The sequence below is a fragment of the Nocardia sp. NPDC047038 genome, assembly GCF_040644075.1.
GTDB lineage: Bacteria > Actinomycetota > Actinomycetes > Mycobacteriales > Mycobacteriaceae > Nocardia > Nocardia sichangensis.
Map to the genome: position 1 here is coordinate 1,004,589 of NZ_JBEYVQ010000002.1, position 26,510 is coordinate 1,031,098.

Annotated in this window: 26 protein-coding genes and 3 tRNA genes; 13 read left to right on the forward strand and 16 right to left on the reverse strand. The window is 68.4% G+C overall.

What is annotated here, in order from left to right; all coding sequences use genetic code 11:
• Window positions 1-28: 28 nt before the first annotated feature.
• The 7 genes from ABZ824_RS12670 to ABZ824_RS12700 form a co-directional block, all read right to left on the reverse strand.
• Window positions 29-880 carry an NAD(P)-dependent oxidoreductase gene (locus ABZ824_RS12670; RefSeq protein WP_355073068.1) on the reverse strand — a complete coding sequence of 284 codons (852 nt, stop codon included), beginning with the start codon at window positions 878-880 and terminating at the stop codon, window positions 29-31.
• Window positions 881-1,023: 143 nt separating this feature from the next.
• Window positions 1,024-1,740, reverse strand: a complete 717-nt coding sequence (locus ABZ824_RS12675) for a hypothetical protein (RefSeq protein ID WP_355073066.1) — start codon at window positions 1,738-1,740, stop codon at window positions 1,024-1,026.
• Window positions 1,741-1,796: 56 nt separating this feature from the next.
• Complete coding sequence (gene rsgA / locus ABZ824_RS12680) at window positions 1,797-2,843, reverse strand: ribosome small subunit-dependent GTPase A (protein WP_356963361.1); 1,047 nt, start codon at window positions 2,841-2,843, stop codon at window positions 1,797-1,799.
• 272 nt (window positions 2,844-3,115) lie between these two features.
• Window positions 3,116-4,132 (reverse strand): glycosyltransferase family 2 protein, encoded by a 1,017-nt coding sequence (locus ABZ824_RS12685; RefSeq protein WP_356963362.1) that lies wholly within the window; start codon window positions 4,130-4,132, stop codon window positions 3,116-3,118.
• A 70-nt stretch (window positions 4,133-4,202) separates the two neighbouring features.
• Window positions 4,203-5,039: an ABC transporter ATP-binding protein gene (locus ABZ824_RS12690; protein WP_355073060.1), complete on the reverse strand. Its 837-nt coding sequence runs from the start codon at window positions 5,037-5,039 to the stop codon at window positions 4,203-4,205.
• A gap of 10 nt (window positions 5,040-5,049) precedes the next feature.
• Window positions 5,050-5,874 carry an ABC transporter permease gene (locus tag ABZ824_RS12695; protein ID WP_355073732.1) on the reverse strand — a complete coding sequence of 275 codons (825 nt, stop codon included), beginning with the start codon at window positions 5,872-5,874 and terminating at the stop codon, window positions 5,050-5,052.
• 282 nt (window positions 5,875-6,156) lie between these two features.
• On the reverse strand, window positions 6,157-6,759 hold the full coding sequence (locus ABZ824_RS12700) for a bacterial proteasome activator family protein (protein WP_355073058.1): 603 nt from the start codon (window positions 6,757-6,759) through the stop codon (window positions 6,157-6,159).
• A 252-nt stretch (window positions 6,760-7,011) separates the two neighbouring features.
• On the opposite strand from ABZ824_RS12700, the gene ABZ824_RS12705 reads away from it, so the two are divergent.
• Window positions 7,012-8,214 carry a cysteine desulfurase-like protein gene (locus ABZ824_RS12705; protein WP_355073057.1) on the forward strand — a complete coding sequence of 401 codons (1,203 nt, stop codon included), beginning with the start codon at window positions 7,012-7,014 and terminating at the stop codon, window positions 8,212-8,214.
• Window positions 8,215-8,221: 7 nt separating this feature from the next.
• Here the strand turns inward: ABZ824_RS12705 and ABZ824_RS12710 are convergent, their stop codons facing one another.
• Window positions 8,222-9,226 (reverse strand): NAD(P)H-quinone oxidoreductase, encoded by a 1,005-nt coding sequence (locus ABZ824_RS12710; RefSeq protein ID WP_356963508.1) that lies wholly within the window; start codon window positions 9,224-9,226, stop codon window positions 8,222-8,224.
• Between the two features lie 117 nt (window positions 9,227-9,343).
• On the opposite strand from ABZ824_RS12710, the gene ABZ824_RS12715 reads away from it, so the two are divergent.
• The 3 genes from ABZ824_RS12715 (at window position 9,344) to ABZ824_RS12725 (ending at window position 11,173) form a co-directional block, all read left to right on the forward strand.
• Window positions 9,344-10,522 carry an alpha-hydroxy-acid oxidizing protein gene (locus ABZ824_RS12715; RefSeq protein ID WP_356963363.1) on the forward strand — a complete coding sequence of 393 codons (1,179 nt, stop codon included), beginning with the start codon at window positions 9,344-9,346 and terminating at the stop codon, window positions 10,520-10,522.
• Between the two features lie 131 nt (window positions 10,523-10,653).
• Window positions 10,654-11,064, forward strand: a complete 411-nt coding sequence (locus ABZ824_RS12720) for a MarR family transcriptional regulator (protein WP_355073728.1) — start codon at window positions 10,654-10,656, stop codon at window positions 11,062-11,064.
• Window positions 11,065-11,088: 24 nt separating this feature from the next.
• A tRNA-Ser gene (locus ABZ824_RS12725) sits at window positions 11,089-11,173 on the forward strand.
• 251 nt (window positions 11,174-11,424) lie between these two features.
• Here ABZ824_RS12725 and ABZ824_RS12730 read toward each other — a convergent pair.
• Window positions 11,425-12,498 (reverse strand): nitric oxide synthase oxygenase, encoded by a 1,074-nt coding sequence (locus ABZ824_RS12730; protein WP_355073726.1) that lies wholly within the window; start codon window positions 12,496-12,498, stop codon window positions 11,425-11,427.
• A gap of 517 nt (window positions 12,499-13,015) precedes the next feature.
• On the opposite strand from ABZ824_RS12730, the gene ABZ824_RS12735 reads away from it, so the two are divergent.
• Both ABZ824_RS12735 and ABZ824_RS12740 read left to right on the forward strand, forming a co-directional pair.
• Entirely contained in the window at window positions 13,016-14,047 is a 1,032-nt protein-coding gene (locus tag ABZ824_RS12735) for a HoxN/HupN/NixA family nickel/cobalt transporter (RefSeq protein ID WP_356963364.1), read from the forward strand.
• A gap of 71 nt (window positions 14,048-14,118) precedes the next feature.
• A complete protein-coding gene (locus ABZ824_RS12740; protein WP_356963365.1) occupies window positions 14,119-15,189 on the forward strand; it encodes an alpha/beta hydrolase family protein in 1,071 nt (356 codons plus the stop codon).
• Here the strand turns inward: ABZ824_RS12740 and hisC are convergent.
• A complete protein-coding gene (gene hisC, locus ABZ824_RS12745) occupies window positions 15,186-16,259 on the reverse strand; it encodes a histidinol-phosphate transaminase (protein WP_356963366.1) in 1,074 nt (357 codons plus the stop codon). The genes ABZ824_RS12740 and hisC overlap by 4 nt on opposite strands.
• 116 nt (window positions 16,260-16,375) lie before the next feature.
• Here hisC and ABZ824_RS12750 point away from each other — a divergent pair, with 116 nt between their 5' ends.
• The 3 genes from ABZ824_RS12750 (at window position 16,376) to ABZ824_RS12760 (ending at window position 17,365) form a co-directional block, all read left to right on the forward strand.
• Window positions 16,376-17,080, forward strand: a complete 705-nt coding sequence (locus ABZ824_RS12750) for a dienelactone hydrolase family protein (protein ID WP_356963367.1) — start codon at window positions 16,376-16,378, stop codon at window positions 17,078-17,080.
• 88 nt (window positions 17,081-17,168) lie between these two features.
• Window positions 17,169-17,258 (forward strand) — tRNA-Ser (locus tag ABZ824_RS12755).
• A 34-nt stretch (window positions 17,259-17,292) separates the two neighbouring features.
• Window positions 17,293-17,365: transfer RNA gene (locus ABZ824_RS12760), tRNA-Arg, on the forward strand.
• 74 nt (window positions 17,366-17,439) lie between these two features.
• Here ABZ824_RS12760 and ABZ824_RS12765 read toward each other — a convergent pair.
• On the reverse strand, window positions 17,440-17,601 hold the full coding sequence (locus ABZ824_RS12765) for a hypothetical protein (protein WP_356963368.1): 162 nt from the start codon (window positions 17,599-17,601) through the stop codon (window positions 17,440-17,442).
• Between the two features lie 47 nt (window positions 17,602-17,648).
• On the opposite strand from ABZ824_RS12765, the gene ABZ824_RS12770 reads away from it, so the two are divergent.
• Together ABZ824_RS12770 and ABZ824_RS12775 are read left to right on the forward strand one after the other, a co-directional pair.
• A complete protein-coding gene (locus ABZ824_RS12770; RefSeq protein ID WP_356963369.1) occupies window positions 17,649-18,062 on the forward strand; it encodes a hypothetical protein in 414 nt (137 codons plus the stop codon).
• Window positions 18,059-18,265 carry a hypothetical protein gene (locus ABZ824_RS12775; RefSeq protein ID WP_356963370.1) on the forward strand — a complete coding sequence of 69 codons (207 nt, stop codon included), beginning with the start codon at window positions 18,059-18,061 and terminating at the stop codon, window positions 18,263-18,265. Before ABZ824_RS12770 ends, ABZ824_RS12775 begins: the two co-directional genes overlap by 4 nt.
• A 303-nt stretch (window positions 18,266-18,568) precedes the next feature.
• Here ABZ824_RS12775 and ABZ824_RS12780 read toward each other — a convergent pair whose 3' ends face one another.
• From ABZ824_RS12780 to dcm, 5 genes are all read right to left on the reverse strand, one after another.
• The gene (locus tag ABZ824_RS12780) at window positions 18,569-19,285 is read right to left on the reverse strand and encodes a maleylpyruvate isomerase family mycothiol-dependent enzyme (protein ID WP_356963371.1); all 717 of its coding nucleotides are present in this window, start codon (window positions 19,283-19,285) and stop codon (window positions 18,569-18,571) included.
• Window positions 19,286-19,738: 453 nt separating this feature from the next.
• On the reverse strand, window positions 19,739-20,131 hold the full coding sequence (locus tag ABZ824_RS12785; protein ID WP_356963372.1) for a RidA family protein: 393 nt from the start codon (window positions 20,129-20,131) through the stop codon (window positions 19,739-19,741).
• A gap of 209 nt (window positions 20,132-20,340) precedes the next feature.
• The gene (locus ABZ824_RS12790; protein WP_355073724.1) at window positions 20,341-20,985 is read right to left on the reverse strand and encodes a DUF998 domain-containing protein; all 645 of its coding nucleotides are present in this window, start codon (window positions 20,983-20,985) and stop codon (window positions 20,341-20,343) included.
• Window positions 20,986-21,248: 263 nt separating this feature from the next.
• Window positions 21,249-21,677, reverse strand: a complete 429-nt coding sequence (locus ABZ824_RS12795) for a very short patch repair endonuclease (protein WP_355073042.1) — start codon at window positions 21,675-21,677, stop codon at window positions 21,249-21,251.
• Window positions 21,674-22,807, reverse strand: coding sequence for a DNA (cytosine-5-)-methyltransferase (gene dcm / locus ABZ824_RS12800; protein WP_356963509.1), 1,134 nt, complete (start codon window positions 22,805-22,807; stop codon window positions 21,674-21,676). The genes ABZ824_RS12795 and dcm overlap by 4 nt, the downstream gene beginning before the upstream one ends.
• Before the next feature lie 335 nt (window positions 22,808-23,142).
• Between dcm and ABZ824_RS12805 the strand changes: the two genes are divergently transcribed.
• Both ABZ824_RS12805 and fadD32 read left to right on the forward strand, forming a co-directional pair.
• Entirely contained in the window at window positions 23,143-24,393 is a 1,251-nt protein-coding gene (locus ABZ824_RS12805; protein WP_356963373.1) for a KasA/KasB family beta-ketoacyl-ACP synthase, read from the forward strand.
• A 111-nt stretch (window positions 24,394-24,504) separates the two neighbouring features.
• Window positions 24,505-26,430, forward strand: a complete 1,926-nt coding sequence (gene fadD32 / locus ABZ824_RS12810; RefSeq protein ID WP_356963510.1) for a long-chain-fatty-acid--AMP ligase FadD32 — start codon at window positions 24,505-24,507, stop codon at window positions 26,428-26,430.
• The last annotated feature ends 80 nt before the right edge of the window (window positions 26,431-26,510 follow it).

Here is a 26,510-nt window from a genome sequence, read left to right on the forward strand (position 1 = left end):
TGAATCTGGCCTGGAGACGCGGAGAGGCCTACAGGAAGAGGTCGGTGGTGAGTTCGCCGTCGCCCGGGGTGACGCGATACTTGTCCAGGTCGGTGATGCCGTGGGCGGCCAGGACATCGTCGTCGATGAAGAAGTTGCCGCTGGTTTCCTTGCCGGGCGAGGTGAGCACCAGGTATGCGGCGTCGGCGTAGATGTCGGGGGTGCGCGAGGTGGAGACCATCTCCTCGCCGCCGAGCAGGTTCTTCACCGCCGCGGTGGCGATCGTGGTGCGCGGCCACAGTGAATTGACGCCGATGCCGTCGCCTTTGAGTTCCTCGGCCAGCCCCAATGTGGTCAGCGACATGCCGTACTTGGCGATCGTGTAGCCCAGCGCCATGCCCGCCCACTTGGGGTCCAGGTTCAGCGGCGGGGACAGCGTCAGGATGTGCGGGTTGCGCCCGGCCTTCGCCGATTCGCGCAGATGCGGGATGCTCAGCTTGGACAGCAGGAAACTGCCTCGGCAGTTGATGTCCTGCATCAAGTCGTATTTCTTCATCGGCAGTGCGTCCGTGGGGGACAAGTCGATCGCGGAGGCGTTGTTCACCACGATGTCGATGCCGCCGAACCGCTCGACCGTCTGGCGCACCGCCTCGGCCACCGACTCGTCGACGCGAACGTCGCCGACGAACGGCAGTACCTGCCCGCCCTCCGCCTCGAGTTCCGCGGCGGCGGTGTGGATGGTGCCCGGCAGCTTGGGATGCGGCTGATCGGTCTTCGCGATCAGGGTGATGTTGGCGCCGTCGGCCGCGGCCCGCTTGGCGATCTCCAGCCCGATGCCGCGACTGCCGCCGGACATGATCATCGTCCGGCCCGCTAGCGGCTTGGATCCCGGTTCCGTCATCTGACCTGCTCCTTCGTTTCCGCCGCAGGCATCAGCCCGCGGCTGTACGCGCTTGCAGACTAAGCGTAAACCCGCTCGTTATGCAACCAGTTGCATAGGTGGTGCGAAGAGAGGGCACCGGCGTGCCGGTGCCCTCTTCCGGTTCAGGCCGTGGCGGCGATGAGCACGATGTTCAGCAAGAACATCAGGCCGACCAGGGCCCAGACGATGTACAGGAACAGCAGGCCCGGCGCTTTCTGCGGAACCGGTCCGATCGCGCCGTTGAGGAAGATCACAACCGGCGGCTTGTAGTAGAACCGCGCGGCCTGTCCCTCGGCGATCGGCACGGTCACGTTGGCCGAACCCATGTCGAACAACCACGGGGTGGTGACCCGGACGTGGTACTGGCCAGGGCCGACCGGGATGTGGTTCGCGCCCCAACGGGTGTTGGGCACCCGCTGTCCGTTGACCAGGATCTTCGGCTTGGTCAGCCCGAGCATGAACGTCCAGAGCGAGTACGAGGCATCGATGGTGATGCCCGGCGGATCGGCGGGCCTGCCGTAGCCCTGCGGGCCGAACTGCTGCGGTTGACCGTACGGTTGCGGCTGACCGAACTGTTGCGGCTGGCCGTAGGGCTGCGGCTGCCCGTACTGCGGTGCGGGCTGGGCGAATTGGGGCGCGGGCTGCCCGTATGGCGACTGGCCCACCTGAGGTTGGGCGAGATGCGGTTGGCTCGGATGCTGCCCCGCGGGCGGCGCGTACTGCGCGGGTGCCTGCTGAGGCGGGTACTGGCCGACTGGCGGCTGCTGACCGAATGTCGGCTGTCCGGGCCATTGGCCTGGCTGCTGACCGGGTGGCGGGTACCCGCCGGGCTGACTCATCTATCCCTCCCAGATAGCGAACGATGCGAAGGGCACCCTACCGTGCCCCCGCTCGATCAGCGTCGCGAGTTCCGCTCCCGGAACATCTTGCGGTGCTGCTTGCTGATGTCCCGCCAGGCTCGCTCGCGTTCGGCTTGCAGCCGTTTGTCGGTGCGCGCCCGCATCCACTCGTTCTCCCGGGCCAGCTTGTCGTAGCTGTCGAGCCTGCGCTGGGTGAGTTCGCCGTTGTCGATCGCCTCCCGCACCGCGCACCCGGGTTCGCCGTGGTGCGCGCAATCGCCGAAACGACACTGGGCGGCAAGGGTTTCGATGTCGCTGAAGGTCTTCTCGATGCCTTCGGCGGCGTCCCACAGCCCGACGCCGCGCAGCCCCGGCGTATCGATCAGGGTGCCGCCGCCGGGCAGCGGGCGCAGCTCCCGGTGCACCGTGGTGTGCCTGCCTTTCTTGTCGGCGTCGCGAACCGCGTTGGTGGCGAAGACCTCCGCGCCGAGCAGCGCGTTGGCGAGAGTCGACTTCCCAGCACCGGAGGGTCCGAGCAGCGCGACGGTGCCGTCGAGCAGCGCCGTGAGCACGTCGAGCCCGAGGCCGGTGTTCGCGCTCACCTCGAGCACGGCAGCGCCCGGCGCGACGGCGCGTACCTGGGCGAGCGGGAGGTCGTCGGCCGCGTCGGCCTTGGTGAGCAGCACGATCGGCTGGGCATTGCTCTCCCAGGCCAGCGCGAGCATGCGTTCGATGCGGCCGAGATCCACGTCGCCGTCGGCGGCGGCACAGATCAGCACGGTGTCGACGTTGGCGGCGAGCACCTGGCCCTGGGACCGGCCGGAGACCGACGATCGCATGATCGCCGATCGGCGCGGCAGCAACCGGCGCACCGCCGAGGTGGCGTCGACGGTCACCCAGTCGCCGGTGCACAGCCCACTGACCTCGGAATCCGGGCGCGGGCAGCGAGCGCGGGCGAGCCCGTCGGGCGTGGCCACATCGCATTCGCTGCGGTCCATGCGGATCACTCGCGCGGGCACACAGTCTTCCTCGATCATCGAGGCGTACTGCGTGGCAACGGCTTCGGTCCAGCCGTAAGGGACGAGAAGGTCGTGGTCGACCATGATGGAAGGAGTCCTTCGTCGGGCGCCGAACCCGATCGAAGGGTTCAGCGAGCGGAGAATGAGGTGGAGTTTCGTGTGGCGGCATGACCGACGTCAGCTCGCCTGAACACGACAACCCGAACGTTCCTCGTCACGGTCCACACCTCCTTGCCTCTCTCGCAGTTCTGCCCACTCTTGCACTCGACTCCGGCTCCGCACAACCGAATTACCGATTCGGTCGGAAGCGCCACGCATCGGACTGATCCGAGGCGCCGTGCGGCGACCTTCCGAGCTCAGTCGGGCTTGCCGAACTGCTCGTGGCGGCCGAGTGAGCGTAGGTGGAACCATTCGCGCAGGCCGGCCGGGTCGCGGCGGGTGACGAGGAAGAACCAGGAGAAGCGAACCCACTCCTGGGGCAGGAGTTTCCGCATACCCGGCTGCGACATCAAGTAGCCGCGGTTGCGGTAGGTGAAGTAGCGCTTCACCGGATCGTCGGGATATTGCGTGTGCATCCGGCCGCCGAGAATCGGCTTGAACTCCGCCGCACCGTTGGGATGCAGATATGCCGTCTGCAGGCAGGTGCCGAAGGGCAGCCCGGAGCGCACCAGCCTGCGATGCACCTCCACCTCGTCACCGCGCACGAACAGGCGCAGGTCCGGCACGCCGATCACGTCGACCGCCCGCGCGGAGATCAGCGCGCCGTTGAACAGCGAGGCGATGCCGGGCAGGAAGTCGTCGTCGCCGAGTTCCGAGCGCAGCCTGCGCCAGACCACGCCGCGGCGCAGCGGGAAGGCGAGGCGGTCGGGTTCGTCGATATCGCAGACCACGGGCGAAACCTCGACCAGACCGTGCCGGTTCGCGCAGTCCAGCAGGGTGGACAGCACATCGGGGCCTTCGGGCCTGCCGTCGTCGTCGGCGAGCCACACCCAGTCCGCGCCGATGCTCAACGCGTGCAGCATGCCGAGCGCGAACCCGCCCGCGCCGCCGAGGTTGTGCGCCGAGCCCAGGTAGGTGGATTCCACCGGCTGGTCGCGCACCAGATCGGCGACTTCGGTCTCGTTGCCGTTGTCCACCACGATCAGATGGTCCACCGGCCGGGACTGTGAGGTGACGACCTTCAGCGACTCGGCGAGCAGTTCGCGGCGCTTGTGCGTGACGACGACGGCAACGATGCGCGGCTGCGAATCCGGGTCCGGCGCCGCGGATTCCGCGGCGGGATCGGCGAGCTCGACGGCATCCTCCGGCGCGGAGCCGATCCGGGCCTGCGCCCCTTCGTCGATCGGGGTTTCCTGCCCGGTCGGCTCACTCATGCTGTGGCCTTCCTGGCATGTGCGGGGCCCTCCGTGGTCACGCTTCGCTGCCGCCTCCGGGCCTGACCGCTCATGCCTGATTCCGCTCCAATTCTCGATCTGATTTCTCGCCCCGCTCCGCTTCCATCTCGCGCAGCACGGTCGCGACGTGATTCCCCGCCTCCGGCCCCTCATAGGCTCGCACCACTTCTTCGATGCCGCCACGCAAGCGGATCTGGCCGTGGTCGATCCACAACGCCGTGTCGCACAACTGAGCGAGGAATTCGTTCGAATGGCTGGCGAAGACCAGGATGCCCGAACGCGCCACCAACGACTGCAACCGCTTGCGGGCCTTCTTCATGAATTCCGCGTCGACGGCGCCGATACCCTCGTCGAGCAGCAGGATCTCGGGATCGATCGACGTGACCACGCCCATCGCTAGGCGCACCCGCATACCGGTGGAATAGGTGCGCAGGGGCATGGACAAGTATTCGCCGAGCTCGGTGAAATCGGCGATCTCATCGATCTTCGACAGCATCTGCTTGCGGGTCTGCCCGAGGAACAGTCCGCGGATGATGATGTTCTCGTAGCCGGAGATCTCCGGGTCCATGCCGACGCCGAGGTCGAACACCGGAGCCACCCGCCCGCGGATGCGCGCACTGCCCCGCGACGGTTCGTAGATGCCCGAGAGCAGGCGCAGCAGCGTCGATTTGCCCGCGCCGTTGTGCCCGACCAAGCCCACCCGGTCGCCCTCTTTCAGCGACAGGTTGATGTCCCGCAGGGCCTCGACCACGACGACGTCGGATTTGTTGCGTCCGATCGCGCCGCCGGCCTTGCCGAGGAACGCCTTTTTCAACGACCGCGATTTGGCGTCGAAGATCGGGAATTCGACCCAGGCTTCCTGGGTCTCGATACTCACACGACTCATCGGGGCGCTCCTATACCCAGTACGGTACGCGCGAACGGAACTGCTTCATCGCGAGGATCGCCACGATCCAGCCCAGCAGGGTGATCACGCCGACGACCAGCCAGTGCCGCAGTTCTTGCGGTTCGCCGAGCAGGGGCGCCCGGACGATTTCGAGATAGTGGAACGTCGGCACGAGTTCGGCCAGCTTCGCGCGGTCGCCGTTGTTCATCTGCGATTGCAGCGTCTTGGTCGTCCACATGACCGGGGTCAGCACGAACAGCATCAGCGTCGTGCTGCCGAGAATCGGCGCGATGTCGCGGTAGCGCGTGCTGAAGATGCCGAACACGATCGACACCCACATCGAATTCAGGAAGATCAGCGCGATCGCCGGAATCGCCATGAGGCTGGCCACCCCGAGATGGCGCCACACGCCGAACGCGGCGAGCATCACCACGTAGATGACCATGTTGTGGGCGAAGAAGAGCAGTTGCCGCCACACCAGCCGGTAGACGTGCACGCTCAAGGCCGAAGGAAGCTGCTTGATCAGGCCCTCATTGGCGATGAAGACCTCCGAGCCCTCCAGGATGCTCGCGCTGATCACGTTCCAGATGATCAAGCCGACCGTCACGTAGGGCAGGTACTCCCGCAGCGGCTGGCCGAGCAGCGCCGCGTACAGCACACCCATCGCGACGGCCTGCAAGCCGGTGGCGATGGTGATCCAGAACGGACCGAGCACCGAGCGCCGGTAACGCTGCTTGATGTCCTGCCAGCCGAGCGACAGCCACAGCTCCCGCTGCGCGAAGCCGACCGCGAAGTCCTGGAACGCGCGCCGGAACGTCTGGGAGTCCGGCACGATCTTCGCCACGGTGGCTCCGGCGTGCAGGGTCTCCGTCTCCGGTGTTGCCGCGCTCACCGGGTCCTCCGGTGCGTCGTCGCCGGAACGCTCCGTGTGCTCGGCCGAGGGGGTCGGCGAGCTGTCATCTGAACGTGCTTGGTCATCGGAACCAACTGAGCTCTCTTCAGGACGCACCGCACTCGGATCGGAGACCGAGTCGGAGCGAGCGGCAGCGGCGGGCACGGTGCACGAGACTACCCCGGCCGCTTCCCGCCGCCGCGTGGCACACGCGCGTCGCCGGTCTCACAGGTACTGGCCAGAACCGCCGGTGACGTGACCGGCTTGACCGCCGCGCGGGTCGGCGGCGTTGAGGCCGGGCGGCAGCGCGCCTTGGCGCATCTGTTCGAGCTGGGCGCGCGCGGCCATCTGCTGGGCGAACAGCGCGGTCTGGATGCCGTGGAACAGGCCCTCCAGCCAGCCGACCAGCTGGGCCTGCGCGATCCGCAGCTCGGCGTCGGTCGGGACGGCGTCGTCGGTGAACGGCAAGGTGAGCCGCTCGAGTTCCTCCCGCAGTTCCGGGGCGAGGCCCTGCTCCAGCTCCCGCACGGAGGACGTGTGGATCTCCTTCAGGCGATTGCGGCTGGCCTCGTCCAGCGGGGCGGCGCGCACCTCCTCGAGCAGCTGCTTGATCATGGTGCCGATGCGCATGACCTTCGCGGGCTGCTCGACCATGTCGGCGAGCGATTCGCCGGAGTCGTCCCGATCGCCCGACTCGTCCTTGTTATCGTCGGTCACGACCTGCGCGGTGAAGGGAGCCCCCGGTCCGGCCGCCGCCGGGATGGCCAACGGCCTGCCGTCGGGTCCGACAACGACGATGTGGTCCGGTGCCTCGTCCGAGTGCGTCATGGTCCCTATCATGTCGTGTTCGCTCCGAACGCGCTAAGCCGGTGTTCCGCGGACGGGCACACTGGGCAGGGCGCGGCGCGTCTCGCTGGTACGCACCGCCCTGGGAGCCGGCGTTCTATTCTGTTCGGGTCGTGTGATTCGGATTTGTCGAAAGTCGGTCGCCATGCTGAGTCCCAGGTCGCTGTGCTCTCGCCACGATGTGGAGGGGAACGCGGTTACACAGGCTCGCCTGCTGCCCTTAGAGTGGCCAGCATGACTTACGACGTCGCGCGGGTTCGGGGCCTGATACCGTCCCTGGGCGACGGCTGGATCCATCTCGACCCGCAAGCGGGCATGCTGATCCCGGACGCGGTATCCCGGGCTGTTTCAACGGGTTTCCGAACTTCTTCCTTCTCGCATATCGGCCGAACCGCCGCGGCCGTGCGCAGCGCGGCGATTCTGGACGCGGCCCGCGAGGCCGTCGCGGACCTGGTCGGCGGTGACCCGGCGGGTGTCGTGCTCGGTCCCGACCGTGCGGTCCTGCTGGCCTGGCTGGCCGAATCGCTGAGTTCCCGCCTCGGACTCGGCACCGGCATCGTGTTGTCCAGGCTGGACGACGAGGCCAATGTCGCGCCGTGGCTGCGCATCGCCAACCGCTACGGCGCGCACGTGCGCTGGGCCGAGGTGGAGATCGAGACCTGCGAGATGCCGTCCTGGCAGTTCGAGGAGCTGATCGGACCGACTGCGCGGCTGGTCGCCCTCACCGCCGCCTCGCCCATCGTCGGCTCGGCGCCCGCCGTGCGGGTTGCCGCGGACCGGGTGCACGAGGTGGGCGGCCTGCTGGTGGCCGACGCGTTCGGCGCCGCACCCTACGCGCTCATCGACATCGAGGAACTGAACGCCGACGTCGTCGCGTTGAGCGCACCGGCGTGGGGCGGTCCGCAGATCGGCGCGCTGGTCTTCCGTGACCCCGCGTTCCTGGATCGGATCCCGTCCATGTCGCTCAACCCCTATGCGAAGGGCGCCGAGCGGCTCGAGGTCGGCGGGCACCAATACGCGCTGCTCGCGGGCCTGACCACTTCGATCGATTTCCTGGCCGGGCTGGACGAGCGGGCCCACGGCACCCGGCGCGAGCGGCTGGAGATGTCGATCACCTCGTTGCAGGACTACCACGACCAGCTGTTCGAGCACCTGATGAGCATGCTCGACTCGATCCCGAGCCTCACCGTGATCGGCCGCGCGTCCACCCGCATTCCCACGGTCAGCTTCACGCTCGCGGGCATGCAGGCGGAGAAGGTCGCGGCGAAGCTCGCCGACAACCGGATCGGCACGGTGAGCGGTGTGCACGGCGGCAGCAGGCTGCTGGACGCGCTCGGCGTCAACGACGAGGGCGGCGCGGTGACCATCGGGCTCGCGCCCTACACCACCAAGTTCGAGATCGATCAGCTCGGCAGGGCGCTGCTGGCGCTGGAGTGAGCGCCGCTCAGAGTTCCGCCACCCGCAGCACGACCTTGCCGACCACCTCGCCGGAGTCCAGCAGCCGGTGCGCTTCGGCGGCCTCCTCGATCGGCAGTTCGGCCGCGATGACGGGCGCCACCGTGCCGTCGGCGATCAACGGCCACAGCTGCCCGCGCACCTCCGCCACGATCTCGGCCTTGCCGCCCGCTCCGGTCGCGGGCCTCGCGCGCACGTTGGTGGCGTGGACGGTGCCCCACTTGCGCAACAGGGCGCCCAGGTTCAGTTCGGCGGTCACTCCGCCCTGCATGCCGATAACCACGAGGCGGCCGTGCTCGGCCAGCGCGTCGACGTTGCGTCCCAGGTAGGCCGCGCCCATGTTGTCGAGGATGACGTCCGCGCCGGAGCCGCCGGCGCCCGAGCGCTCGGCACGCACGGCCGCGACGAAGTCGTCCTCTTTGTAGTTGATCAGCACGTCCGCCCCGAGTTCCGCGCAGCGCGCCAGCTTCTCGGCCGATCCGGCGGTCACCGCGACGCGCGCGCCGAGGGCCTTGGCGACCTGGATGGCGTGCGTACCGATCCCGCTGCCGCCGCCGTGGATCAGCACCAGCTGGTTGGCCCGCAGACCCGCGGTCATCACCAGGTTCGACCACACGGTCGCCGCCACCTCGGGCAGCCCGGCCGCCGCGCCCAGGTCCAGGCCGTCCGGAACCGGAAGCACCTGGGTGGCGGCCACCACGACCCGCTCGGCGTAGCCGCCGCCGGACAGTAGCGCGCACACTCGATCGCCGACCGCCCAGTCGCGCACTCCGTCGCCGATTCCGGCGATCACGCCGGAGCATTCCAGGCCGAGTAGCGGGCTGGCTCCCGGCGGGGGCGGGTAGAAGCCCTGACGCTGCAACAGATCGGCCCGGTTGACACCCGCGGCGGCCACCTCGATCAGCACTTCTCCGTGTCCCGGCTTCGGCTCCGGCACTTCGGCCAAGACCATGACATCGGGACCGCCGAAACCGTTCAGATCTATAGCGCGCACCATGCCATAGTGCTCCGCGCGGACGGACGGCCGCGCCCTGGCCCCCGGAGCCGTCCTTTCCGGACCGATCCGGCAAGCGGCCTGCGGTGACCGGCGTCACGGACTACCGTTCCGGTGATGAGTGGCGGCTTCATCGATTTCCAGAACGAGATCTACCTCGGCGGTCTGGGCGGCGTGAGACCCGAATTGCCCATGACCGCAGCGGGTCTGGAGTCGCTGGCGCGGGAGCGGCTGGATCCGGCCGCCTTCGCCTACGTGGCGGGCAGCGCGTCCGCGGAGCGCACCGCCGCCGCCAACCGATCCGCCTTCGACCGCTACCGCATCCTGCCGCGGATGCTGCGCGGCTCCACCGGCCCCGGCGCCCGGGATCTGTCCGTCGAGGTGCTCGGCACGAAACTGGCCGCGCCCGTGCTCACCGCGCCGGTCGGCGTCCTGGAACTCCTGCACGAGGGCGGCGAGGTGATCGTGGCGGAGGTGACCAAGGAACTCGGCCTCGGCACGGTGCTGTCCACGGCCGCTTCCTCCACCATCGAGGACGTCGGCGCGGCGGCCGGTGCGTGGTGGTATCAGCTGTATTGGCCCGCGGATGACGAACTGGCCTGCTCTTTCGTCCGGCGCGCCGAGCAGGCCGGAGCTTCGGCGATCGTGGTCACCGTGGACACTCCGACCCTCGGCTGGCGGCCGCGCGACCTGGAACAGGCGCACCTGCCGTTCCTGCACGGCAAGGGCATCGCGAACTACCTGTCCGACCCGGTGTTCCGGGCCAAGCTGCCCGCCGCGCCGGAGGAGAGCGAGGAGGCGATGCGGACGGCCATCCTCACCTGGGTCGGCCTGTTCGGCAACCACACGCTGCGGCTCGCGGACCTCGCGCTGCTGCGCGAATGGACGGATCTCCCGATCGCGGTGAAAGGCATCCTGCACCCGGACGACGCGCGTCAGGCAGTGGATGCCGGCGCCGATGCGGTGGTGGTGAGCAATCACGGCGGCCGCCAAGTGGACGGCTCGATCGCGGCGCTGGACGCGCTGCCCGCGGTGGTGGCCACCATCGGCGACCGCGCCGACGTCCTGTTCGACTCCGGCCTGCGCACCGGTTCCGACGTGCTCGTGGCGCTGGCCCTGGGTGCGAAGGCGGTGCTGTACGGGCGGCCGTGGGCCTACGGCCTCGGGCTCGCGGGCGCCGCGGGGGTACGGCACGCGCTGCGCACGTTGCTCGCCGATTTCGACTCCACCCTCGGCCTCGCCGGATGCGCCAGCCCGGCCGCGGTGAACCGCGCACTGCTGTCCACGGTGCGCTGACCTGCGAGAGTTGCCCATTTCGGCAGTTCGTCGCGCATAGAATGACCACCGTGCATCCCGAACCGAGCGGTCGCGTCGTGGCCGAGCCCCGCTGGCTCACCCCGGCCCAGCAGCGCGCCTGGCGCGCGTACATGGACGGCCACCAGCGCCTGATGACAGCACTGAATCGTCAGCTGCAACGTGACAGCGACCTGACCGTCGCCGAATACCGGATCCTGGTCCTGCTGTCCGAGGCGCCCGACCGCTCGTTGCGGATGAGCGAGCTGGCCGACGGCGTGCTGTCCTCGCGCAGCAAGCTGACCCACCAGATCCGGCGGCTGGAGGCACAGAAGATGGTCCGCCGCAACACCTGCCTGGAGGACGGCCGCGGCGTGCTCGCCGAACTCACCGACGAGGGCCTGCGCCGCCTGCAAACCGCCGCGCCCGGCCACGTCGAAGCCGTCCGCCGCCATTTCATCGACCTGCTGGCTCCGGCCCAGCTCGAGGTGATCGCCGACGTCTTCGGCCGCGTCGACGAGGAAATCGGCAAGCACTCCGGCTGAGCCGTCCGCTACGATCAGGTCCCTGGAGACGTGGCAGAGCGGCCGAATGCACTCGCCTTGAAAGCGAGCGTCGCGAGAGCGACCGGGGGTTCAAATCCCTCCGTCTCCGCTCCACTCGTCGCTGGCTCATGCTCATGGAGAGCATGAGCCGGGCTCGTTTCGCAATGCTTTGTTGGGGTGCAACCCCCACACCCCTCCCGGCGGGCTTCGCCCCCGGACCCCCGCTGTGGGTTGGGCCGGGTCTTTCGCTGCTGGCTGGGTCACATTGCTGGTCCGGGCACCCGCTGATGGCCGGGGTTGCCGTTGACGGTTGGACCTTCAGTTGTTGGCTCGGCACTGTCCCGTTGGAACCGCCGCTGGTTATAGTCCCATGCCCACGCGGAAGTCTCTGCGGACGAAATTCGGCCGGATGTCCATGTCGGGTGGGTCGTAGTAGCGGTGGAAGGTCGGGGTCAGGCCGGAGGAGATCGGCGGGTTGATCCAGGACCAGTCGGTGGGGCAGGCTCGGCCCGCGGCTTCCTCGCGCTCGACGTGATCGCAGAACTGTTTGGCGACGGTGTGATGGTCGACGATGTACACGCCCGCCTTGCGGAAGCTGTGCAGCACCGCGCGGTTGAGTTCGACCAGAGCCTGATCGCGCCAGAGGTTGCGCTCTGCCCGGGTGTCCAGGCACATCATCTCCGCGATGAGCGGGAGCATGTTGTAGCGGTTGGTGTCGCTGAGATTGCGCGCACCGATCTCCGCGCCCAGATACCAGCCGTTGAACGGTGCGAACGGATAGGTCATGCCGCCGATCTCGAGATTCATGTCGGACACCGCGGGCAGCGCGTGCCAGCGCAGGCCCAGTCCGGCGAACCACTCGAACTCGGGATGCTCTAGTTCCACCTCGCGCGCGAGTTCGGGCGGGATGTCGAACCAGCGAACCGGCTCGTCCGGCGTACTGATCAGCAGCGGAAGGATGTCGAAAGGCGTTCCGGCGCCGCGCCACCCGAGCTTCATCGCGAATTCGGTGAGCTCGACGTTGGCGGCGTCGCCGGTGACCGTCCCGTCCCCGTTGCGGTAGCCCGCGTAGCGGATGATCTGCGGGCTGACGATGCGGAACTCGCGCCCGTCCGGTTGCCGCGGCGGCCCGACGGTGATCATCGACTGAATAGCGCCGTTGTTGGTGGCCATGTGCAGGTGCTGCCAGCAGACCTCGGCCAGGTCGCGCGCCGAGCGGACCCGCCGGGCGTCGAGCAATTTCAACGAGCGCCAATGCTTGCGGCCCACGCAGCGGGCGTGATTGCGCCAGGCGAGTTTGGCTCCGATCAGGATCTCCTCGGCGGTCTGGAGGTAGGAGCCGGTCTGTTCGAGCTGCTCCAGCGCGCAGCGTCGGCGCTGCGCGCTCAGGTGCGCCAATTCGGGCAGCCGGAAGAACTCGTCGCACTCCCGCATCCGGCGTTCCAGATCGGGCGGGAAAGGATTTGTGTCCGGTTCGTTCTCGATCGAGGAGACGGGCGACACTGGATTCACGGTTTTCTCCGGTCGGGCATAGGTGCTGCGATGAAACAGACGAATCGAGCAGAGAATTCGCGCGGGAAGCGCAGCGGGCACCGCTTCGTCGGGATGGCCCGCGCATGGCAGATGCCACGGATTAGCTTTGATTCGAGGCCAACTCAGGAGACACGGGGCCGTCGCGACTGTGAACCGGGCGGCCGGTCTGCACGGTGCGGTGCAGCGCAGTGCGATGACCTCGGCGCCGATAGTGTGGATGCGCGATCATGCCCGTCCTAGTTCGATACCCGGAAAAGGCTCGGCGCTCAGCGTACGGCGGGTGTGCTGATGGTGTGCCGCGATTTGCTGGATTTGCTGGATCGCCCCGAGACGCGGACCGATGTCGGCGCGGTCGAGTATCGTTGACGTGTCTGCATTTCGGGGGTCGAGGGGTTCGCTCGTGCGCAGTGTCATCGGAATGACCATCACCGTCGTGGCTCTGCACGTCCTCGGCTGGGGGACGCTGCTGCTGTTCGTCGCGCCGAACCATTATGTGATCGACGGTTCGGTGTTCGGCATCGGTCTCGGGGTGACGGCGTACACGCTCGGCATGCGGCACGCGTTCGATGCCGACCACATCGCCGCCATCGACAACACCACTCGAAAATTGGTGGCGGAGAGCGGGAAGCAAAAGGTCCGGACAGTCGGCTTCTGGTTCGCGCTGGGCCACTCCACGGTCGTGTTCGTGCTCGTGGCCTTGCTCGCCTTCGGTGTGCGGGCGCTGGCGTCCACCTTGGCGGACGAGGATTCGGCCCTGCAACGCTGGACGGGCTTGTGGGGCACCAGCGTCTCCGGCACGTTCCTGATCCTGATCGGTCTGCTCAATCTGGCGTCGCTGGTCGGCATTTGGCGCGTGTTCCGGCAGATGCGCCGCGGCGAATTCGACGAGGCGCAGCTGGAACGGCAGCTGGACAGCCGGGGCCTGCTCAACCGGCTGCTGCGACCGGTGCTCGGCCTCGTCCGCAGGCCGCGGCACATGTATCCGGTGGGCGTGCTGTTCGGCCTCGGCTTCGACACTGTCACCGAGGTCGGGCTGCTCGTGATCGCGGGCGGCGCGGCGGCGACCGGGCTGCCCTGGTATTCCATCCTGGTACTGCCCGTGCTGTTCTCGGCGGGCATGGCGCTGTTCGACTCGCTGGACGGTTCGTTCATGAGCTTCGCCTACGACTGGGCCTTCGCCGAGCCGGTGCGGAAGATCTACTACAACTTGGTGATCACCGGACTGTCGGTGGCCGTGGCGCTGTTGATCGGCGGGCAGGAGATCGTCTCGATCTTCGCCGAGCGGCTCGAGGTCCAATCGGGCGTCGTCGCCTGGATCGGAAATCTCGACCTGGGTGATCTCGGGTTCATCATCGTCGGGCTGTTCGTGCTCACCTGGGCGATCGCCGTCGCGGTGTGGCGTTTCGCCGGCGTGGAGCGGCGCTGGCAGGACGGTCTGCCCGCACGGTGAGCACAGTTCGTGGTCTTCGACACGGCGACGGCCTTCCTGCGACCATCGACATCTCTGGCAGGATGGTCGGCATGCTGTGTCGCGGGGTGCGGCGTTGGCTTTCCAGCGCTCTGATCAGTGCCGCACTCGTTTCCGGTGTGGTGTCATTCGGTGCACCCCAGGTCACGGCGGCGCCCGGCAATCCGCCGCCGGTCAACACCGGATCGTCGGACGGTCCCGGCCCGGCGGAGCCGACCAGTAAACAGCCCTCGACGCCACGAATCGAGCGCATCGAACCGATCAACGATCGGTGGCTGCGGGTCTATGTCGCCTCGCCCGCGATGAGCCGGGTGGTCGAGGTGCAGGTGCTGCTGCCACGCGACCAGTCGCGCCCGCGTCCCACCGTCTACATGCTCGACGGCCGCAGCGCGAGCCCCGACAGCAACAACTGGACCGAACTCGGGCACGCCGACCGTTTCTACGCCGACAAGGACGTCAACGTCGTGCTCACCGTCGGCGGGCCGGCCAGCTTCTACACCGACTGGCAGCAGCCGGACCCGGTGCTCGGCACCAACAAGTGGGAGACATTCCTGACCAAGGAGTTGCCTCCGCTGATCGACGCGAAGTTCGACGGCAACGGCACCAACGCGGTGATGGGCGTCTCGATGGGTGCGGAGGCCGCGATGATGCTCGCGTTCCGGCAGCCGACGCTCTACAAAGCCATCGGGGCGCACAGCGGCTGCTTCTCGATGGGCACCGACATCGGCCAGGCGCAGGCGCGGGCGGTGGTGGCCACCTACATGGGCGAGCCGGACAACATGTTCGGCAAGCAGGACGACCCGGACTGGCTGGCGCACGACGTCACCCTGCACGCGGACGCGTTGCGGGGCAAGACGATCTACCTGTCGGTCGGCAGCGGCCTGCCCGGTGTGCACGACGTGCCGGGGACGCCGAATGTCGACCTGCCCAGCGCCATCACGTTCGGCGGCCCGCTGGAGGCCGCCACCAACGCCTGCACCCGGCGGCTCACCGACCGGCTGCGGTCGCTCGGCATCCCGATCACCGCGCACTTCCGGGCCACCGGCACGCACTCCTGGCCGTACTGGGAGGACGAGCTCGCCCTCTCCTGGCCCACGATCGCGCCCGCGATAGGCGTCCGCTAACCCAGGAACCGGGCGAGCACCTCCGGGGCGCTGGCGAAGCTCAGGAACAGGTCGTTCTCGTGCGGGTCGCCGATGGTGACGCGCACCCCGTCGGTCCCGTACGGCCGCACCAGTACCCCGGCCGCCGCGCTGGCCTCGCCGAACTCGGCGCTGCGCGCGCCCAGCGGCAGCCAGACGAAGTTCGCCTCACTCGGCGGCACCGGGTATCCCGCCGCCACCAGCGCGTCGCGCACCCGCTCGCGTTCGACGACCAGAACGTCCGTGCGATCCAGCAATTCGTGGCGTGACTCCAGCGACGCGATCGCCGCCGCCTGCGCGAGCCTGCTCACGCTGAACGGGATGTGCACCTTCAGCAGCGCCGTGATCACGGCCGGATCGCCCACCGCGTAGCCCACCCGCAACCCGGCCAGGCCGTACGCCTTGGAGAAGGTGCGCAGCACAACCACATTGGGTCTGGTCCGGCCGATCTCGACGCCGTCGGGGCGGTCGGCGAGCCGGACGTATTCGTAGTACGCCTCATCGAGCACCACCAGCACGTGCGACGGCACGGCGTCGAGGAACCGGACCAGCTCGGTTCGGCCGACCGCGGTGCCGGTCGGGTTGTTCGGGTTGCAGACGAAGATCAACTTGGTCCGCTCGGTCACGGCGGCGGCCAGCGCGTCCAGATCGTGCACCTGACCGGCCGTGAGCGGCACCTGCACCGCGGTGGCGTTGCCCACCTTGGTCACGATCGGATACGCCTCGAACGAGCGCCACGCGTACAGCACCTCGTCCGACGGTGACGAGCAGGTGATCTGCACCAGCTCCTGGCACAGCGCCACGCTGCCGCAGCCGACCGCGACATTCTCGAAGCCGACCCCGAGGAACTCGGACAGCGCCGTCCGCAACTCGGTCACCTGATTGTCCGGATACCGGTTGGCCAGCTCGGCCGCTTCGGCGATGGCTTTGGCGGCGGCCGGCAGCGGACCGACGGTCGTCTCGTTGCTGGCCAGCTTGACCGCGCCGGGATTGCTGCGGCCGGGGGTGTACGCCGGGATCGATTCGAGGTCCGGCCGGATCTGCGCTGTCACACTCCAACCCTAATCGGCGCCGGAAAAGCCCGATCGGCGTACCGGAAATTCTTTGGGATATAGCCCCTCACGTGCAACTTCTACCGAAGTTCAGCAACTCGCCCTACGCTGGTTTCATGTCGGGCACCTACGACGATTTGGCCCCGCTGCGGGCGAGCGACCAGGAAGACGAGCGGCCGGCCAGCGGTGGGCAGGTGCCCATCACGGTGGTGGAGCCGGATGGAAACGCCCGCGGCGGCATCGTGCTGCTGCACGAGTCGCGCGAGTTCACCGGCGCGTTACGCGACCTGATGAACGCGCTGGCCGGCGAGGGCTGGACGGTGGTCGCGCCCAAACTTTTCCATCGGGGCGACGGTGAACCCGGCGCCGGGGTCTTCGGCGACGAGCTGTTCGCGGACTTCGACGCCTGCTTCGACTGGCTCACCCGGCGGGGGGTGTTCCCCGACACCATCGGCGTGCTCGGGTTCGACTCCGCGGGCACCGCCGCGTTCCTGGTCGCGACCAATCGCCCCATCGGCGCCGCGGTGAGCGTCGCGGCGCACGGCATCACCGAGCCGCTCACCCAGCAGGCCGACGCCCTCGTGCGCGCCGCGCCCAACCTGCAGGCGCCGTGGCTCGGCCTGTTCGGCGTCGACGACCCATCCACCCCGCCCGCCCAGGTGGACGAGCTACGCGACGCGACCGCCCGCGCCGCGGTCGCCAGCCTGGTGGTCACCTACTCCGGCCTGCACCACCGGGCCGACACCTTCGAGGCGGACGACGGCGACGCGGTCGATTCGCAGACCAGAATCTTCGATTGGTTCGACAGCAACCTACGCTGACCAGCCGTTTTGTGATCTGGTCGGTAGCTCCTGTAACCTTTCTGCTCGGCGGTTCGAAAGGACCGGTGCCCTCGAAGAGAAGGCTCCAGGAGGCGTGCCAGAGCGGCCGAATGGGACTCACTGCTAATGAGTTGTCCCTTCACGGGGACCGGAGGTTCAAATCCTCTCGCCTCCGCCACACCCGGGAAACCGGGTACAACTGAATAACACATGCGCCCGTAGCTCAACGGATAGAGCATCTGACTACGGATCAGAAGGTTAGGGGTTCGAATCCCTTCGGGCGCACGCAGGTAGAAGGCCCCTCCGGTAGCAGCGGAGGGGCCTTCTCGCATCTCTGACGACACCATTTGACGACAATGTCACTCGAACAGCGCATCCATCCCGGTCACCACGTCGCGCTGAACGGCGTCGATCACGTCCATGTAGGTCGTCCGAACATGATCTTCGGCCGGAGTCGAGTCCAAAATCACCGGTTGACGCCGAACCAGACAGCTGTCTAGATTGATGTCTAGACCCGTCACCCGGGAGGGGTGGACCGTCAAGCCGGAAAGGGCAGATCGTGTCGAAAGTGCCTACCCGCGAAGCCCGTTTGGCGCATGCCGCGCACCATGCTGAGTTGTGGAACGCTGGCCGCAAGGACGAATGGGTGGCCTCATGGCGCACCATGATCCCGGCCGGAGTGCGCATGTTCGACCCGGTCGGCACGGAGGAGAAGACCGGTTTCGACACCGTCACCACCCACGCGTGGGATCTGTTCCAGAGCCTGCTGCGGATCACCATGCTGACCGTGCAGGTCAACGGCGACGAGATGGCCTGGGTGTGCGAGAACCGCTTCGGCACCGGTGACGACGTGATCATGGTCCACAGCATCGAGACCTTCGCCTGGGACGCCGACGGCAACCTGCTGATCAAGACCTACTACCCGATGCCCGAGCACATCGGCGCCGACGCCGATCCGTACACGCACATCCTGGAGTCTTGACGTTCCAGTGCTTCATCCCCACCTGCCACGCCACCGACCTCCACGACGTCGATGGCGTCAGCGCCTGCAACCTACACGGGTGGGTCGCGCACTACTACGAGTTGGCCCAGTTCCGGGCCACTACCCCGGTCTCCCTCACCAAGCGCGCCCCGATCTTCGACGACGGATGCGACCCCCTCACCTGGTACGAGGACCAACTCTGACCCCCCGAGGGGGCTTCGGCCCCCTCCCTCCGAGCCACCGGCAACGACACCGGACAGCGAATGCCCGAAGTTGCGCCAGGTTGCAAGCCCGGGCCGCCCCCTGACCCTCTCGGGACGCTGCGATCCTGCGCGGGCACTCCCTCCGCACTGCTCGTATCTGCGGCCCAGGACTCGTATAGTGCGCTTGCGAGTGCCCCCAACTTTCCAAGCCCCACCAGCCCAACGTACCCGCACCGACGCTCGCGAGTGGCACACCATCGAGAGGTGTTCTCAGCCGATGCCGCAATGGTGTGCCACTCGCGGTCATTTCCAGGCCGGGAGGGGTGGGAGGTCGCCGGTGAGGTCGGTGCCTGGAGTGCGGCCGAGGAGCCAGGCGGCGAGGGAGGAGGCTGGGCCGGAGATGGTTTGGGTGGGTGAGGGGCCGAGGGGGGCGGTGAAGTTGGTGTCGGTGGCCTGGATGGTGATGGGGAGGGGATTGTCGGCGGTGAGGCGGGTGAGGTCGGCGGTGGCCTGGGGGAGGATGCGGGCTACGAAGGAGGCGGGCCAGTCGGCGGGGTGGTAGTCCGCGTTCAGGTCCACGTGGTGAATTTCCACCTCTTGCAGGCGCATCCACAGGACTTCGGTTGCGGGGATGGGGCGGCCCTGGCGGGTGCGGACCTGTGCTCGCCAAGCGTCGTCGGTGAGGGAGCGTGCGAGGCCGAGGAAACGGGTCGCGGCGGCCTCGTTGTCGGCGAGCTGTTCGGCGAGTGGACGGGGCGCGCCCGCCTCGATGTCGGCGTCGCGCAGGAAAGGGCTGGCGTATTGCGGGATTTCGACGCCGGTGTGCGCCCACAGCAGGAGGTTCACCAAGCTGTCGGCGTTGCGAGCGAGGTGCGCGAGGACGTGGCCGCGGGTCCAGCCGGGCAGGAGGGAGGGCTCGGTGACGGCGTGCTCGTCGAGGCCGCGGATGGTGTCGAGCAGGCGTGCGGTCGCCTCGGCGACGGTGTCGAGGTGCACGGGAGTCTGCGAGGCGGTGGTCACGGTTTCGACCCTAGCGATGCGAGACCCGGTCCGCCGCGAACGCCGGGCCGGACCTGTCATCGGAACTGTTGTGGGCCTGCGTGTGTGCCGTCAGTCTTTACCGGTGTCGTCGGCGCTGGATGACGCACTAGACACCGGATGGCGTCGGCTCCGACAGGGGCTCAACGCCGGCGCTACATGGAAACCCGCAGCACCGACATCCGACAACTCCGTGGTCGCACTCGAGGGGAGATCGCCGGGCCCCGGGCGTTTCGGTGCAGGGCGGTGAACCTCCGGCGTGCCGCCGTCGTGGGCGACAAACCGTGATTCCGCCCAGGACTGGCAGCGGGCTGGGCCGATCTGGGATGAGTGCGATCGCCGCTCGTTTCGCGCGACGATCCATCCGCTTCGGCGGCATGACGGCTCGCCAGGTAGCCGGACAGACCACGGCGGCCTGGAAGCCCGCTCGGCGGTCTACCCGCCGACGATCGCGTCGGCCTCGATCTCGACCAGCAAGGCCGGGGTGATCAGCGCCTTGATCTCGTACATCGCCGTCGCGGGACGGATCTCGTCGAAGACCTCGGCGTGCGCCTTGGCGACCTCGGGCCAGCGGGCGATGTCGGTGACGAAGATGCGGGTGCGTACCACGTCAGCCAGGCTCGCGCCCGCCTCTTCCAGGGCGGAGGCGATGCGTCGCAAGATCTCCCTGGTCTGCTCGCCGATGTCGTCGCCGCCGACCGCCGTGCCGCCGGGTGCCGAAGCGGTGGTTCCGCTGACCGCGATGACATCGCCGAGCCGGACCGCCCGCGAGTAGCCGACGATGTCTTCGAACTCCGAACCCGAGGAGATGTTCACGCGATCACTCATGCGCGACAGCATCGCACGGCAATCGGGACGAGCCTTCGGCGGACAGTGGAGTGCGGGATGCCCGTCGGACCGCACTCGGACCGGCAGCGAGCGCAGGTGGGCGGCTCGAACGCGTGGAATCTCCCGGTCGAGCGGGGGCGATGGTGCCGCCGCCCACGACGTTCTCGCCATCCTGGAACAGGCACGAGCGGAGGTCGCGACCCCAGGTGTCAGCTCGACTCCCGGCCCTCCACGATCACCGCGGCGGCCAGCGCGATCAACCACAGCGACATCGCGCCCACCTGGATCCGCTGGGCGATGCCGAGGGCGTAGTTCCCTGGCAGGTTGTCGGCCACCAGCATCCACACCGTCGCCAGCGAGCCGATCACCAGCACGACCAGCCCGGATTCGCGCAGCACCCGCCAGCGTCGATAGCGGAACGCGGCGAGGCTGAAGGCGAAGGCGGCGACCGCGATCGAGGTGACCGCCAGCGTGCTCGTCAGCGCGTGCGGCTGATGCAGTTGCGGAAATAGTTCGCTCGGGCCGCCGCACCCGCTCTCACCGGGGACGCAGTCGTGCAGCGGCAGCAGCACATCGGCGACGGTCGCCGCGCCGAAGCAGAACAACGCGATCCAGCCGACGTTGGTCAGTCTGCGGCGCGGGAACAACACCAGGCCCGCGATCGCCGCGGGCGCGAGGACCACCCCGACGATCAGGTCGGCGGTCGCGAACACCTCCCGGTACGGCTTGCCCTCCGCGTCCAGTTCGCTGAGGAACGTGTCGACCGGGTCGAGGTCGATGCCGAGCACGAACTGCAGCACCCAGGACGAGTAGCAGATCCCAGCGATCGCGATCGCCGCGGCGACCAGCACCATCGCCGGTCGTACGCGCCGAACAGCGATCTTCGAGCCACTCGTCACGCCTTCATTCTGCTGGTCGCTCGAGCGCGCCGGACAGCGGCGGGCCGCACACGTCATTACCATCCGGCACACAGGGTCTTGTCAGCTTCGCCCGGCACGCTGGTCGACAGCTGCAACTCGAGGAGGTCCCCATGCTCGGTTTCGCGACTGCCGCCGCCGGAATCGCGGTCATGACGGTGATGGTGGCGTCCGGTTATCTGGCCGCCCACGCTCCGCGTTCACTCGTGCGGGTGCGACACCGCTGACAGCGCGGCCTGTACGCGGTCGGCCGCACTGACGGGATCTTCGTGCTCCCAGACGCGGACCACGTGCCATCCCGCGGCGATGAGCGCCGCGTCGGTGGCCCGGTCCCTGGCCACGTTGCCCGCCAGTTTGGCCGCCCACCACTCGGCGTTGTTCTTCGGGTCGGTGGCGTGTTGCGGGCAGCGGTGCCAGAAGCATCCGTCCACGTAGACCGCGATGCGCCTGCGCGGGAACACCAGGTCGGCGCGCCTGCGCTGTCCCCGGATCGGCGCGCGATCGACGAAGTAGCGCAACCCGCGCCGGTGCAGTTCCCGGCGCAGCGCCAGCTCCGGATCGGTTCCGGTGCGCCGTTGACGCGCCATCCTCGCGCTGGTCACCGCGTCGGTCGTGGGCCTGCGGGTCATGCCGCCCATCCACCCATCCGATCGAGATGGCTTTCCACGTCGGCGAGGAAGCCGGGCGGAAAGCGCAGACTGCCCATGGTGGTGCGGCGCAGGAATCCGGCCGTCGCGCGGGCGGAGAGCAACTGCGCGTCGGTGAGGAAGTGGGCCAGGTCCTCGTACGGCTCGTGCACCGGCCAGGTGGAAACCGGCACCCGATAGGCGGCACCGTTGTGTCCCCATGCGGCGACCGGCCACGGAGTGCCCGGCGACAGCGGTTGCTCGCCGGAGATCGGTGCGAGCGGAGCGGCCAGCCGGGACCCGACCCAGGCCGCCATTCGCACGCTCACCGCGTTGCCGACCAGTTTCCAGCGGTGGCCCTTCCTGATGCCGGGCACGTCGGTCGCGGGCGCCGTCCAGCCCGCGTCGAAACCTTGCAGACGTTCGGCGTCGGCGATGCCGGGCGTGACGATCTCCCCGGACGGCAGCCGCACCGCGGGCGGGCTGGCGATGCCGAGCGCGGAGCCGCCCTTCAGGGTCGGAACCGCGTTCACCGCCCAGCCAAGTCCGCGCACCCCCTCGGTCCAGTAGAAGCCGCACGGATCGATCTCGGGATCGCCGATCGCGCGGGGACCGGCGTCCTCGCCGAACAGCACCCCGCGCGGGTCCTCGGTGCGGGACGCCAGCATCAGCACCCGCTGCCTGCGCTGGGGCAGGCCGAACGCGCGGGCGTCCACCACCCGGTAGGCCCAGGTGTAGCCGAGCTCGTCGAGCGCGCCCGTGATGTGCCGCATGGCCGCGCCGCGGCCGAGTTGCAGCATGAACGGCACGTTCTCGATCAGCAGCCAGCGTGGGCCCCGCTTCCGGCGGACCAGGCGGAACACCTCGTCGACCAGACCCGAGCGCGTGCCGGTGATACCGGCGGTGCGCCCCGCCTGGGAGAGGTCCTGGCACGGGAATCCCGCCGCGACCAGTTCCGTTCCCGCCGGGATGGCGCGGAGTCTGGTGATGTCGGAATGCAGCGGCACGTCCGGGAAACGGGCGGCGAGCACGCCTTGGGCTCCGGGCTCGATCTCGCACAGCAGCTCGGTGTGCCAGCCGTGCCTGCCGAGGCCGAGCTCGAGTCCGCCGATCCCGGCGAACAGCCCGACCATCCGCGCGCCCGTCAACGACCTTCCCTTCTCGCGTCCACACCGGACGCCGCCCGCGCGTCCTGTGCCCGGGGAGCAGGTTACTCGAGTCGTCCGAGGCGTTCCCCGAACATCGCGACCATCGTCCCCGGCACCTGGTACGGTCCGCGTGTCACGCCGTGCGATCGGTGCGCTTTTCCAATAATGCACAAGGGTGGTCGCACCCGGACGTGATGACCGGCCGATCCGCCTGCGCTCCAGTGCCATCCGCGCGGGCCGCCCACGATCCTGGTGGCGCGCTCGCGCATTGCTTTTGCTCGACGAAGTTCCAGAGCGACGCTAGGGAAAGTGAGCGAAACATGCAGATGCCTTCCACTAAAAACGGACAGTTTCCCTCGGTCGTGGTCACCAGCCTGGCGGCGACCACGTCCATCGCGGGTGACGTGGATTCCACGTGGAAAGGCTTGCTCAACGGCGACAGCGGTATCGACGTCCTGGAAGACGAGTTCATCGACGAATTCGAGCTGCCGGTCCGCATCGGCGGGCATCTGAAGGTGCCGCCCGCCGCGTATCTGGACGCCGCCGAGGCCCGCAGGCTCGCTTACGTGGAGCAGTTGGCCGTCGTGCTCGGGCGTGAGGTCTGGCGCAACGCGGGCAGCCCCGAGGTGGACACGCGCCGTCTCGGGGTGTCCATCGGCACCGGGCTCGGCGGCGCGGAGGCGATCATCCACGCTCGGGACAAGCTGCGCAACGGCGGTTACCGCAAAGTGTCGCCGTACACGGTCCAGGCCGTGATGCCGAACGGCGCGGCGGCCTGCGTCGCGCTGGAGATCGGTGCGCGGGCCGGGGTGACCACGCCGGTCTCGGCCTGTTCCTCCGGTGCGGAGGCGATCGCCAACGCATGGCGGATGATCGTCATGGGCGACGCCGACGTGATGGTCACCGGCGGCGTGGAGGGTTCCATCCAGGCGCTCGCGATCGCGGCGTTCACCATGATGCGTGCCATGAGCACCAGGAACGACGCACCGAAGAGCGCCTCCCGTCCCTTCGACGCCGACCGCGACGGCTTCGTCTTCGGTGAGGCGGGCGCGCTGATGGTGCTGGAGACCGAGGAGCATGCCAAAGCGCGCGGCGCGACCATTCACGCCCGGCTGATGGGCGCGGGCGTCACCTCCGACGGCTTCCATCTGGTCGCGCCGGATCCCGAGGGCACCGGCGCCGCGCGCGCGATGTCGCGGGCGATGCGGACGGCAGGCCTGGCCAAGTCCGATGTCACGCACGTCAACGCGCACGCGACCGCCACTCCCATCGGCGACACGGCGGAGGCGCGTGCGATCAGCGAGGCCGTGGGCACCCATGCGTCGGTCTACGCGCCGAAATCGGCTCTCGGGCATTCCATCGGCGCGGTCGGCGCGCTCGAATCGGTGCTCACGGTGCTCACCGTGCGGGACGAAATCATCCCGCCCACATTGAATTTGGACAATCAAGATCCCGAGATCGATCTGGATGTGGTGCACGGCGGAAGCAGGCCGGGCCGTATCGATTACGCCTTGAACAATTCGTTCGGTTTCGGCGGGCACAATGTCGCGCTCGCCTTCGGCCGGTACTGAGGGCCAGGTGGCCGGGACACCTGCTAGCCTTCCCGACGCTTCGTTATCGACCTGTGTTCGGTGTCATTGCACGGCCCGAGTGTCTGTGCGCTGGAAAAGGATAAGGCGATGATCGACGAAACTTTCGACGACTATCTGGACGATCAGGGCAATATCGAGATTCGTGGGGACAAGACCCTGATCGACTTCGTCGACAAGCACAGCGTGGAGAACGGCGACGACCTCGCCTACCGCTTCATCGACTACTCCCGGGAGCGGGACGGCGAATATCTAGAGCTCACCTGGCGGCAGTTCGGTGTGCGCCTGCGCGCGGTGGCGGCCCGGCTGCAACAGGTCACGCGCCCGGGCGACCGGGTGGCGATCCTCGCTCCGCAAGGACTCGACTACGTCGTTGCGCTCTTCGCCGCGGTGTACTCGGGGAATATCGCGGTTCCGCTGTTCGATCCGGAGGAGCAGGGCCACACCGACCGGCTGCACGCGGTGCTCGGCGACTGCAAGCCCGCCGCGATCCTCACGGTGGGCTCGGCGGCGAGCGGTGTGCGGAAATTCTTCCGGCACCTGCCGCCGCAGGAGCGTCCGCGGATCATCGCGGTGGAGGCCATCCCGGACAGTGTCGGCGCTTCGTGGGTGCGCCCGGACATCAACATCGACAGCGTCGCCTACCTGCAGTACACCTCGGGTTCCACCCGGACGCCCGCGGGCGTGGAGATCACCCACCGCGCGGTGGGCACGAATCTGCTGCAGATGATCGACGCCATCGGCGTCACCGAGAATTCGCGCGGGGTCACCTGGCTGCCGTTGTTCCACGACATGGGTCTGCTGGCCGTGATCCTGCCGACCGTCGGCGGCGGGTTCATCACCATCATGTCGCCGAGCGCGTTCGTGCGCCGTCCGTATCGCTGGATCAAGGAACTGGCCGCCGCGTCGGACGGCGCCGGAACCTTCGCCGCCGCACCCAACTTCGCGTTCGAGCACGCCGCGGCGCGCGGCAGACCCAAGCCCGGCGAGGAATTGGACCTCTCGAATGTGATCGGGCTGATCAACGGCAGCGAGCCGGTGTCGGTGTCGTCGATGAAGAAGTTCAACGAGGCGTTCGCGCCGTACGGGTTGCCGGAGACGGCGATCAAACCGTGCTACGGCATGGCCGAGGCGACGGTGTTCGTCTCCGCCACCAGGGCCGAGGACAAGGCGAAGGTGGTCTATGTCGATCGGGCCGAGCTGAACGCCGGGCGGATGGTCGAGGTCGCGGCGGACGCGGTCAACGCGATCGCACAGGTGTCCTGCGGATACGTCGCGCGGTCGCAGTGGGCGGTGATCGTGGACCCGGAGCACGGCACAGAAAGGCGTGACGGCGAGGTCGGCGAGATCTGGTTGCACGGCGAGAACATGGGCACCGGGTATTGGGGCCGTCCCGAGGAGACCGCCGCCACCTTCCGTGCCGAGCTGACCGCTCGGTTGCCCGAGGGCAGTCACGCGGAGGGCACGCCGCAGGACGCCAATTGGATGCGCACCGGCGACTTCGGCGCGTACCTCGACGGCGAGCTGTACATCACCGGACGGGTCAAGGACCTGGTCATCGTCGACGGCCGCAACCACTATCCGCAAGATCTGGAGTTCTCGGCCCAGGAATCGAGCACGGCGTTGCGCCCCGGCTTCGTCGCGGCGTTCTCGGTACCCGCCAACGAACTGCCCGCGCTGGTCTTCGAGCAGGGCAGCCAGTCCGGTCTGAGGTTCGATGCCGAGGACACCTCCGAGCAGCTGGTGATCGTCGCGGAGCGCAATGCCCGCGCGGGCAAGCTCGAGCCGGAGCCGGTCGCCGACACGGTGCGTGCCGCGATCGCGCGCCGCCACGGCGTCATGGTCCGTGACGTGCTGCTGGTGCCCGCGGGGTCGATCCCGCGCACCTCCAGCGGCAAGATCGCCCGCCGCGCCTGCCGGGCAGCCTATCTGGAGGGCACGCTGCGCGGCGGCCACCAGCAGCAGGCTTTCCCGGACGCGCCGCAAGAGTGGGAGTCGGAGACCGCGGGCGTCGGCTAGAGCTAGGTCTCGAAGTAGCGGTCGCGATCGGTGACCCGCGGGTATCCGGCGATGAGCAGCCGGGAGCCTGGATCCGCGCG